Raw genomic sequence first — 11,094 nt, 5'->3', positions numbered from 1 at the left:
ACGGAAGAATAACCACGTCAACGTGGCTCAGTTTTCAACCCACGAAATGGCTCACTATTCGACCAGCGCTGACAGAATCTCTATTTCATTCTTTCGGCTGAGCCTAGCGTTGATCGAAGTCATCTTCGCACTATTCGCGAGCAGGCGCTGCGTTTGGGCCTGGAAGCGGCCGCCGACTGGCCAAACTAACCTTGAGAGGCTTTGAACCGAAAATATACCCTCGGTTTCGAGGCACGGCATTAGCCACGACCGTAGGGCCACCAGCGCCTAGTACCAACTGGAGGACCTCGAGATCACCTGGTATCGAGCCAGAAACGCTGCAGGGCTTGATAGCTAACACTAAACTAAACAGTCACGGCGTTAACCTGATTGCCCAATCCCCAACATTGGCAGCAACGCGGAAGCAAACCCAACACCATCCACTATGAAGGTCCATGCCAACACTGGGAGGACAAGCTTGAGGTCCTTGCACCATCTTGTCGCTATGGTGATCATTCCCGCGAGTGCAACGAGACCCACCAAGGTTCCAACACTGTTGTTCGCGAGCACCCCAAGTACGGGAGCTACCGCAGTGATCAGGCACAAACCGATGCTCCATAGAACGCGTCGGTTTCTGGTCTTGGTCTCTGTCAAAGCGTTATCTGAAGCGGCAACCTGTGCCCGGGCCTGCTCCAGCTGATTTGCCAGTTCGGCGTTTTCTTTCCCAATTTCAAGTTCACGAATTCTTGCTTCGCGCGCCTGATCGTCGGCTTCGCTCGCTTCGACTGTTACCCGGGCCAGTTCGCCGATCTGACGTTCTTTCTCCTGCTGCATCATCGCATCGACTCGCTTGGTTCTAGCCGCGAGAACTGTGGCGGCGACCGTTGTCGGCGAGGACTTGACCTCAAGCTCGTCCAGCATGTCCGGGAGTGAGAGCATCATCTGCGCGTGGCGGAGGTCCATGTCGGACCCACCTTGGTTGGGCGAGAGTTGGGCGGCAAGCCTCATAGCAAAGTCCCCTGAGAAACGTGCAGGGAGCTGCCACATGGCTTCTTCAGCGAACTGGCCAGCCGCGGCTGAAGCAAGGTCCCGCAAATTCTCTACAGGCGCGCTTATTGATACGACCGTGGTCCATTGGGGAAGGCTCAAGGTCAATGACACCCTGTCGGATGAGATTGAGGAGTAAGCCGGCGCCATCTGTCGGTCGCTGGTGATCACCCACGCACCAGGCCAAGCCTTTGATTGCTCCCGGCTTCTGCGCCTCCAAGCCATTGCCATGGTGTCAGCGTCCCGCTCGATTGCATAGCTGGAGCGCCAAGCCCGTTGCCCCTTGTCGATCTGCCCTTGCAGGGCATCCAGGCACCTTGCGACCCTATCGAGAGACAACTCATTGTTATGGTCCCGCACGGTCGCGCCCCACGATACAAGGTCTTCTTCGAGACGTTCGAACGTCGTCATCATCTCACTAAGGTTCTTGTAGGTACCGTCCTTCAGGGCCGCGATGCAGATGCCGTGGATCTGGTCCTCGACCAGTGCCGCGTAGAACTCGACTCGGGTGTTCCGTTTGTGGGCCTCCCTGACCCGTTTTTCAACCTCGGGAATTTCACGCCGGAGAAGCTGGTAAAGCTCATCGAGCGAATGCCGGCACACAACAACGTCCCAGCCAGCCGCAGCGGCACTGCGGATGGTCAATTCCGTGTCGGTGCGGTCCGATTTTCTACCAACGAGGGAGAGGAGTACAGGTGTGTCCAAGATGGCCCGCTGGCCCTCCGGACTCCCGATTTCGCTCGTGATCTCAGCGCCGGAGCGTCCGGAGACATAAGAGTGGAGTATGCAGCCGGTTGTTATGAGGCTGACGAGCTCCTTCCCGAAAGAGTCAAGGGGATCCAGCGCCGCAAGAGCAAGCGATTTGAGCAGTTCAACGACTTCTTCGTTGCTGCTGACTTCGTCCAAGTAGCCAAGGATGTCTGCAGACTTGACCTCCCTAGGCACAATTTGCCCCTGGATGAGTTGCTCGACTTCCCCCAGATAGGCTGCTTGGGACTTTTCGATTCCCGCGATCAAAGCTTTGACGAGCTGGTTGAGCCAGAGTGCAGCCTCAGTACTGTCCGGTTCGTATCCCAGCCCTTCCCGGCTTCGAACTCTAAGGTCTGCCATAGTGCGTTCACGAAGGTCTGTCACCCATTCCCCGTGGCGTTGAACGTCAGCCAGCCCTTCCGCCGTCAGGAACCATTCCGCGTCCTCGTTAACTCCTACGAGTCGGAGTTCTTTGGCAAGGGCCAAGGCGGAGTTGACCTGCTCGGGCGTCGGCTGGCTCCCCGGCCACATCTTTGACACCGCTTGACGCACTTCCTCCGACGTGGCTCGGTGGCTGCGGCGCAGGAACTGGCACGCAGCCGCAGACAGAAGGTCAGCCTCCGTTGAAGGTCGAGAGGACTTCAGGACGCGCTGAACGGCGGAGAGGAACCCAATGGCGCCAGGGCCGGTTTCGTCGGATTCACTTGTGACATCCACGATTGCGGTCAAGAAAGCCCCCTTGTGTCCCCCCCCCGTCCCGGGGAATTACATGTTTGTTATTTATTTTATCCGTCAGTGGCGTGGGAGGCGGGCAAAAAGGCGCAGGAGTGGATAGTGTTCGCCCTCAGCGCAAGCAATCGGTTCCGCAGCGAACCTTCGGTGGTGAAATGGGCTCCAAACCCGCCCGCGAATGAGGCCAGAAGTGGCCGCGATGGAGATAGAAGTTTGCCGTGTTGTCCGTGGCAGTTGCACCAGCATCCGCACCGGCACCATGGCTCTAAGCCCGCATTGTGATAGGTGAAGTCGATTCTAACGATGCCCTCCGACTGCAAGCTCTACATAATGACGTTGAGGCTGCAGTGGCACGTAGTACAAGCATCCCGCCACCGAATCCCGATCCATTGTTCATCGCCGATGACAGGTTCTGTCCGAAACTTACCGTTTCGTCCACGCTGGCTAGCATCTCATTCCTTCGTCACTTGACCACCTTGGACACCCGAACGCCTCGATCACCAGCACAAAACGGTGCCAGTCTTCGGTGGATACACGTTTTCTCGATCAGCCATCGAAACCTCTAGCACCATGTTGCGGGTCCTAAGACAGGAGGACCATCATGTTGGCCTGTCACGGCCTGCGCCCTCAGGCCGCAAACGTCAGCGCTGCTCAAAGACGACGCAAAGGCAAACACAAGGAAGCAAGGTTTGGACATTCTCGGGCTAATCAGTCACAGCTGCCCAGGAACCAAGACGTGCGCCGCAATGCGGCTCCGCCACCCCAAGCGAGTCCCTCTTGGTATTCCAAACCCCCACCTCCCCACCCACCCCCTTGACTCGCACCCCCACCTTCCCTAAACTTTTCATAAAGCAGAATCTAAATTCCACAAAGCGGAAACTGAGGCCAGGCACCACGGCAGCAGCCAAGCACAGAGGAAGATAGATCCAAGCCCCTCCTCGGAAGGACCTACGATGACGTACACAGTGAACTGCTCCATCCTCCTGACGGAGCTGCCCTTGCTCGAGCGCCCCGCCGCCGCGAAGGCAGCTGGTTTTGACGCCGTCGAGTTCTGGTGGCCCTTCGAAACCTCCGTCCCCACCGACGCACAAGTAAATGAGTTTGAAACCGCCATCCAGGACGCAGGCGTTCAGCTCACCGGTCTGAACTTCAACGCCGGCAACATGCCCGGCGGCGACCGCGGCCTGGTTTCCTGGCCCGCACGTTCCACCGAATTCCAGGACAACATCGACGTTGTCGCGGGCATCGGCGAGCGCCTCGGCTGCAAGGCCTTCAACGCCCTCTACGGCAACCGCATCGACGGCGAATCGCCTGAGAAGCAGGACGCCATTGGTGCCGAGAACCTCGCAACTGCAGCAGCCGGCGTCGCACGTATCGGCGGCACCGTCCTCCTCGAGCCGGTCAGCGGGGCACCCAAGTACCCGCTCCTCACTGCCGAAGACGCACTCAAGGTCATCGCCCGAGTCAAGGCAGAATCCGGCGCACAGAACATCAAGCTCCTCGCCGACTTCTACCACCTGGCAGTCAACGGCGACGACGTCGAATCCGTCATCGAGAACCATGCCAAGGACTTCGGCCACATCCAGATCGCCGACAACCCCGGCCGCGGCGCTCCCGGCACCGGCACACTCCCCCTGGGTGAATGGATCGCCCGCAGCCGTGAACTCGGCTACGGCGGCTACATCGGCCTCGAGTACAAGGAACCGCAGGAATCGGCTTTCAGCTGGGCCATCCGCCAGCGCGCCGCAGCCAACTAAGCATTCAGCACACCTGAGCTAAAACAGACTTCCCCAGAAAGAGAACCACAATGAGCAACGTTGCAGTCATCGGCCTTGGAATCATGGGCCTGCCCATGGCCATCAACCTCGTCAAGGCCGGCCACACGGTCACCGGTTTCAACCGCAGCCAGGACAAGATCGACAAGCTCGTCTCCGAGGGCGGCAAGGGTGCCACGAGCATCGCGGACGCAGTCAAGGACGCCGACGTCGTCATCACCATGGTCCCGGACTCCCCCGATGTTGAGGGTGTTGTCAGCGGCAAGGACGGCGTGTTCGCCAATGCGAAGAAGGGCACCCTCTGGATCGACGCATCCAGCATCCGCCCGGACGTCGCCAAGCGCCTATCCGAAGAAGCCGTAGAAGCAGGCATCCGCCCGCTCGACGCCCCGGTATCCGGTGGCGAACAGGGCGCTATCGACGCCGTCCTGTCCATCATGGTCGGCGGCGCCGCCGAAGACTTCGAGGCAGCACAGGATGTCCTCAACGCAGTGGGCAAGACCATCGTCCACGTCGGCCCGTCCGGCTCCGGCCAGACCGTCAAGGCAGCCAACCAGCTGATCGTGGCCGTCAACATCCAGGTCCTGGGCGAGGCAATCGCCTTCCTTGAGGCCTACGGCGTCGACACCGACGCAGCACTGAAGGTCCTCGGCGGTGGCCTGGCCGGCTCCAAGGTCCTCGAGCAGAAGGGTCAGAAGATGCTCGACCGCAACTTCGACCCCGGCTTCCGCCTGGCCCTTCACCACAAGGACCTCGGCATCGTCACCTCCGCAGCCCGCGAAGCCAACGTCGCCGTCCCGCTCGGCGCCGTCGTTGCCCAGCTCGTCGCCGCAACGGTCAACCAGAGCGACGGCGGCCTCGACCACTCGGGCCTCTTCAAGCAGGTCCTCCAGCTCAGCGGCCGCAAGTAAGCCAAAAGGCGCCACTAGCAACACAGGCAGGGAACCCGCCGTCGTACATAAAACGACGGCGGCTCCCTCACCACACCCAAAAACACCCCAGACTTCGCCCGCAAGGGCACCAAACTAGGAGTACACCATGGCTAAGATGCGCACCGTTGACGCGGCAGTCGCCATCCTGGAAAAGGAAGGCGCCACCGAGGCGTTCGGCCTGCCAGGCGCAGCGATCAACCCCTTCTACTCAGCAATGCGTGCCCACGGCGGCATCCGCCACACGCTGGCCCGCCACGTTGAGGGCGCCAGCCACATGGCCGACGGTTACAGCCGTGCAGCTGATGGCAACATCGGCATCTGCATCGGCACGTCGGGCCCTGCCGGCACGGACATGATCACCGGCTTGTACGCAGCCCAGGCGGACTCGATCCCCATGCTCTGCATCACCGGCCAGGCACCCGTTGCCAAGCTGCACAAGGAAGACTTCCAGGCTGTGGACATCGAGTCCATCGCCAAGCCGCTCACCAAGTTCGCCATGACCATCTTGGAGCCGGGTCAGGTTCCCGGCGCTTTCCAGAAGGCGTTCCAGCTGATGCGCTCGGGTCGTCCGGGCCCGGTTCTGTTGGACCTGCCCATCGACGTTCAGATGGCCGAGATCGAGTTCGACATCGACGCCTACGAGCCCCTGCCCATCGAGAAGCCCAAGGCCTCCCGCAAGCAGCTGGAAAAGGCCCTGGACATGCTGACCTCGGCCAAGCACCCGCTGATCGTTGCCGGTGGCGGCATCATCAACGCCGGCGCTTCGGCCCAGCTGGTTGAACTGGCCGAGATCCTCAACGTTCCGGTGATCCCCACGCTGATGGGCTGGGGCGCCATCCCGGACGACCACCAGCTGATGGCCGGCATGGTTGGCCTGCAGACCTCGCACCGCTACGGCAACGAGACGTTCCTGCAGAGCGACTTCGTAATCGGCATCGGCAACCGTTGGGCCAACCGCCACACCGGTGGCCTGGACACCTACACGGCAGGCCGTAAGTTCGTTCACATCGACATCGAGCCCACGCAGATCGGTCGCGTTTTCTCCCCGGACTTGGGCATTGCGTCCGACGCCGGTGCGGCGCTGGCTGGCTTGATCGAGCTGGCACGGGAGCGCCAGGCAGCAAAGTCCCTGCCGGACTACTCGGGTTGGGTTGCCGAGTGCCAGGAGCGCAAGGGCTCCCTGCACCGCAAGACCAACTTCGACAACGTGCCCATCAAGCCGCAGCGCGTGTACCAGGAGATGAACAAGGCCTTCGGCCGCGACACCACGTACGTGTCCACCATTGGCCTGTCGCAGATCGCCGGCGCACAGATGCTGCACGTGTTCGGTGCCCGCAAGTGGATCAACGCAGGCCAAGCCGGCCCGCTGGGTTGGACTGCTCCGGCAGCACTCGGCGTTGTTCGCGGCACCCCGGACGCCACCGTTGTTGCCCTGTCCGGTGACTACGACTTCCAGTTCATGATCGAGGAACTGGCCGTGGGCGCACAGTTCAACCTGCCGTACATCCACGTTGTGGTGAACAACTCCTACCTGGGCCTGATCCGGCAGAGCCAGCGCGGCTTCAACATGGAGCAGAACGTTTCCCTGGCCTTCGAGAACATCAACTCCCCGGAAACAAACGGCTACGGCGTTGACCACATCAAGGTTGCTGAGGGCCTGGGCTGCAAGGCCATCCGCGTTGAGAACCCGAACGACATGCCTGCCGCCTTCGACAAGGCCAAGGCACTGATGGGCGAGTTCAAGGTTCCCGTGGTTGTTGAAGTGATCCTGGAAAAGATCACCAACATCTCCATGGGCGTTGAGATCAATGGCGTGAACGAGTTCGAAGAGCTGGCAGAAACCGCGGCGGACGCCCCCACAGCGATCCTCACCAAGGCCTAAGCGCCTGCCGGCACAACAAAAGTAAGGAGGCACCGGAATGCGTGTTGTCATCGCCCCGGATAAATTCAAGGGCTCGCTGTCCGCGCCCGACGTCGCCAAGCATCTCGCAACAGGACTGCTGGCGGGATTCGGTCAGGGCATACAGGCAACACGCATTCCGGTGGCCGACGGCGGCGAAGGCACCATCGACGCCGCCATCGGTTCCGGCTTCACCCGCCGGACCACCACCGTCACGGGCCCGCTGGGCGAACCGGTGAAGGCCGACTTCGCAGTCAAGGGCACGGAGGCAGTCATCGAAATGGCGGCCGCTTCGGGCCTTGCCCTTCTCCCTGATGGCCCCAGGAGCGAAACAGCCAAGAAGGCCACCAGCATCGGAACGGGCGAACTGATCCGCGCCGCGCTGGACCTCGGCTGCCGCAAGATCATCCTGGGTGTCGGCGGCAGCGCCAACACCGACGCCGGCGCAGGCGTCCTCCAAGGCCTCGGCGCTGTCTTCCTGGACGAGGACGGCAACGAGCTCCCCGGCGGCGGTGCCGCCCTCGCGGAAATAGACAGCATCGACTTCTCCAACTTCGACGTCCGCATCGAGGCCACAGAGTTCGTGCTGGCGTCCGACGTCGACAATCCCCTTTTGGGGGCCAGCGGAGCCCCAGCCATCTTCGGCCCGCAAAAAGGCGCGACGCCGGACGACGTCACCGAACTCGACGCGGCACTGAGCCACTTCGTCGATGTCCTGGCAGCAACAACCGGCCAACACGCCAAGTACGCAGCCAAGGCAGAAGGCGCAGGAGCAGCAGGCGGCGTTGGCTACATAGCCATAGCGGCACTGAAGGCAGAGCGGCGGCCGGGTATCGACGTCGTGCTTGAATTCACTGACCTTGAACAGAGGCTCAGGGGCGCCGACCTGGTGATCACCGGAGAAGGCAGCCTGGACGAACAAAGCCTGCTCGGCAAGACGCCCATGGGTGTCTCGCGCGCAGCACAGAGGAACGGGGTTCCCGTGATCGCAGTCTGCGGCCGGAGTACCCTGAGCCGGGAACAACTCGCGGATGCCGGCTTCCACACGGTCCATGCCCTGACCGACCTGGAAAAAGATGTCCAAAAATGTATCGCTGAAGCAGGACCGTTGCTTGAACAATTAGGGAAGCACATAGGCGTGTACCTGGCGGAACGGACCGGCACCACCGACAATAAGGAGTACCTCAATGTCTGAAGCAATCGGCGCCTATGACCTCGTTATCCGGGGCCAGCGCATCCTGACCACCGCCGGCCTCGCAGCGCGCGAAGTTGGCATCCGCGACGGCATCATCGTCGCCATCGAGCCCCTGGGCAACGGCCTGACGGGCAACGAGGTCATCGAACTCGCAGACGACGAAACCCTCATCCCCGGCCTGGTGGACACCCACGTCCACGTCAACGAGCCCGGCCGCACCGAGTGGGAAGGCTTCGCCTCCGCGACCCGCGCTGCAGCCGCCGGTGGTGTCACCACCATCATCGACATGCCGCTGAACAGCATCCCGCCAACCACCAGCGTGGACGGCCTGGAGCAGAAGCGCGTTGTCGCCAAGGACCAGGCCTTCGTGGACGTCGGATTCTGGGGCGGTGCCATCCCGGGCAACAAAAAGGACCTCCGCCCGCTCCACGACGAAGGCGTGTTCGGCTTCAAGTGCTTCCTCCTGCACTCCGGTGTGGACGAGTTCCCGCACCTGGACGCGGATGAGATGGAAGAGGACATGGCTGAGCTCAAGTCCTTCGACTCCCTCATGATCGTGCACGCCGAGGACTCCCATGCGATCGACCGCGCCCCGCACCCCGGCGGCGACCACTACGAAACGTTCCTCGCGTCCCGCCCCCGCGGCGCCGAGAACAAGGCAATCGCCGAGGTCATCGAGCGCGCCCGCTGGACCGGCGCCCGCGCCCACATCCTGCATCTCTCCTCCTCGGACGCGCTGCCGATGATCGCGTCGGCAAAGCGCGACGGCGTGAACCTCACCGTTGAGACCTGCCCGCACTACCTGACCCTCATGGCCGAGGAGATCCCGGACGGCGCAACCGCGTACAAGTGCTGCCCGCCCATCCGCGAAGCGTCCAACCGCGAGCTCCTGTGGAAGGGCCTGCAGGACGGCACCATCGACTGCATCGTCTCGGACCACTCCCCCTCCACACTGGACCTCAAGGACCTGGAAAACGGCGACTTCGCTGTGGCCTGGGGTGGCGTTTCCTCGCTCCAGCTGGGCCTGTCCCTGATCTGGACCGAAGCCCGCCACCGCGGCATCCCGCTGGAACAGGTGGTCTCCTGGATGGCCGAGAAGCCTGCCGCCCTGGCCCGCCTGCATAACAAGGGCCAGCTCGCCCTGGGCTACGACGCCGACTTCTCGATCTTCGCCCCGGACGAAGCCTTCGTTGTGGACGTCACCAAGCTCAAGCACAAGAACCCGATCACGCCGTACGACGGCCGTCCGCTGGCCGGCGTCGTCCGCAAGACCTACCTGCGCGGTACCCCGATCGACGGCCAGAACCCCGGCGGCAAGCTGCTCCGCCGCGGCAACGTTTAGGGTCAACCGCCATGGCAGTCAATGCCTACGGGCCGCCGCCTTTCCGTGACCCGGCAGCGCGGGCCAGGGGCCGGCGTCCGGGACTCAAGGCACAGCCCGGCCTGAGCGCGCGGGGCCTCGCCCTCTGGGTCGACCCGGCCGAGGGCGACGAGATGGATCCAGCAGTCTGGGAACGGGCAGCACGCCTTGTGCTGGCCCGGGCCATGAAACTTGCCCCGGAGGCGGAAGTCCGCATCTGGCCCGCCATCGGGGCAGAACACTCCGGCGTCGGCGATACTTCCTGGGGCGGCACTCCGCAGGAAGCCGCCGACGCCGGTATCCACCCTTCCCTGTCCCTCGCCGAGGCTCTCGCGGACGGACAGGACCGCGACGCCGGGAGTGGCGGCAGCACCGCCGTCGAGCCCGTCATGTTGGCCGGGCGACGCAGTCAACTTGCAATCGACCTCGCTGCTGAAGTAGTGCTGCTCGACGGCGAGCCGGTTGCCTTTACTGGCATGGAATACAAGCTGTTGCGCTACCTCGTGGTGAACTGCTCGCGCGCCATCAGTCGTGAAGAATTGCAACGCTTCCTGGAGTCATTTGACCTCCCCGGCGCGGCATTTCGCTCCATTGACGTTTATGTTGGAAGGGTGCGGCGGAAGCTCGGAAGCGCCCGCCACACTGTCGCCACCGTCCGTGGTGGTGGCTACCAGTTCGTGCCAGGCCCTTATGCCACAGTGCGCGGACCTGCGGAATACAGCATCTAGTTTGGCTGTTCTGTCCTAAGACAATCCGTTTTCTAGAATGACCGCTGTTGTTTTAAATGACTGCCGGCTGCGCGCCGGTGAAACGCAAAGGATCGCCATGACCCAGAAACTCCTCGTCGGAACGCAAGCACCTGACTTCGCGCTGCTCGACGCCGACGGCACCAAGGTCTCGCTGTCCGATTACCGCGGACGCAACGTCATTGTGTACTTCTACCCCAAAGCAGCCACCCCCGGCTGCACCACCGAAGCCTGCGATTTCCGCGACAACCTCGCCAGCCTGCAGGGCAACGGCTACGACGTCATCGGGATCTCCCCGGACGCCCCCGAGGCCCTCGCCAAGTTCACTGGTGAATTTGCGCTGACCTTCCCGCTGCTCTCCGATGAGGACCACTCCGTGGCCCTCGCTTACGGTGCCTGGGGCGAGAAGCTGGTTGACGGCGAGATCGTCGAAGGCCTGGTCCGCTCCACGGTTGTGCTCGACGGCGAAGGCACCGTCAAGCTCACCCAGTACCAGGTTTCTGCGCAGGGCCACGTCCAGGCCCTGAAGGAAGAGCTGGGCGTCTAACCCTCTCTCACATCCTGCGAGTTTCAGGGAATTCCTCTCTCACATCCTGCGGGTTCCCTCTGCGTCAGGCTGGTTGTGAGTCAGGTGGTGTGTGACGAGAGCAGGAGTAGCCATGACTGTTGGCCCGAGAG

The 11,094-nt window shown here is 62.3% G+C and carries 7 protein-coding genes and 1 pseudogene; 7 read left to right on the top strand and 1 reads right to left on the bottom strand.

All coding sequences use genetic code 11. From position 1 onward, the window contains the following. Positions 1–360: 360 nt before the first annotated feature. Positions 361–2,505: a PIN domain-containing protein gene (locus tag ACFX4T_RS25320; RefSeq protein WP_377655150.1), complete on the bottom strand. Its 2,145-nt coding sequence runs from the start codon at positions 2,503–2,505 to the stop codon at positions 361–363. A gap of 956 nt (positions 2,506–3,461) precedes the next feature. Between ACFX4T_RS25320 and ACFX4T_RS25315 the strand changes: the two genes are divergently transcribed. From ACFX4T_RS25315 to bcp, 7 genes and pseudogenes are all read left to right on the top strand, one after another. Next, the gene (locus ACFX4T_RS25315) at positions 3,462–4,265 is read left to right on the top strand and encodes a hydroxypyruvate isomerase family protein (RefSeq protein WP_377655148.1); all 804 of its coding nucleotides are present in this window, start codon (positions 3,462–3,464) and stop codon (positions 4,263–4,265) included. 38 nt (positions 4,266–4,303) lie between these two features. Next, a pseudogene (locus ACFX4T_RS25310) lies at positions 4,304–5,194 on the top strand (2-hydroxy-3-oxopropionate reductase); the annotation flags it as partial. Positions 5,195–5,321: 127 nt separating this feature from the next. Beyond that, the gene (gcl, locus tag ACFX4T_RS25305; RefSeq protein WP_377655146.1) at positions 5,322–7,097 is read left to right on the top strand and encodes a glyoxylate carboligase; all 1,776 of its coding nucleotides are present in this window, start codon (positions 5,322–5,324) and stop codon (positions 7,095–7,097) included. A 37-nt stretch (positions 7,098–7,134) separates the two neighbouring features. Then, positions 7,135–8,310 (top strand): glycerate kinase, encoded by a 1,176-nt coding sequence (locus ACFX4T_RS25300; protein WP_377655144.1) that lies wholly within the window; start codon positions 7,135–7,137, stop codon positions 8,308–8,310. Next, the gene (gene allB, locus ACFX4T_RS25295; RefSeq protein WP_223946961.1) at positions 8,303–9,652 is read left to right on the top strand and encodes an allantoinase AllB; all 1,350 of its coding nucleotides are present in this window, start codon (positions 8,303–8,305) and stop codon (positions 9,650–9,652) included. The genes ACFX4T_RS25300 and allB overlap by 8 nt, the downstream gene beginning before the upstream one ends. An 11-nt stretch (positions 9,653–9,663) precedes the next feature. Next, positions 9,664–10,398, top strand: coding sequence for a winged helix-turn-helix domain-containing protein (locus ACFX4T_RS25290; RefSeq protein WP_377655142.1), 735 nt, complete (start codon positions 9,664–9,666; stop codon positions 10,396–10,398). Between the two features lie 97 nt (positions 10,399–10,495). Continuing rightward, positions 10,496–10,963 carry a thioredoxin-dependent thiol peroxidase gene (bcp, locus tag ACFX4T_RS25285; RefSeq protein WP_216926569.1) on the top strand — a complete coding sequence of 156 codons (468 nt, stop codon included), beginning with the start codon at positions 10,496–10,498 and terminating at the stop codon, positions 10,961–10,963. Positions 10,964–11,094: the final 131 nt, after the last annotated feature.

The sequence above is a fragment of the Paenarthrobacter sp. YIM B13468 genome, assembly GCF_042788025.1.
Lineage (GTDB): Bacteria > Actinomycetota > Actinomycetes > Actinomycetales > Micrococcaceae > Arthrobacter > Arthrobacter aromaticivorans.
Note: the sequence above shows the minus strand (reverse complement) of the source record. Positions and strands in the feature narration are given on the sequence as shown.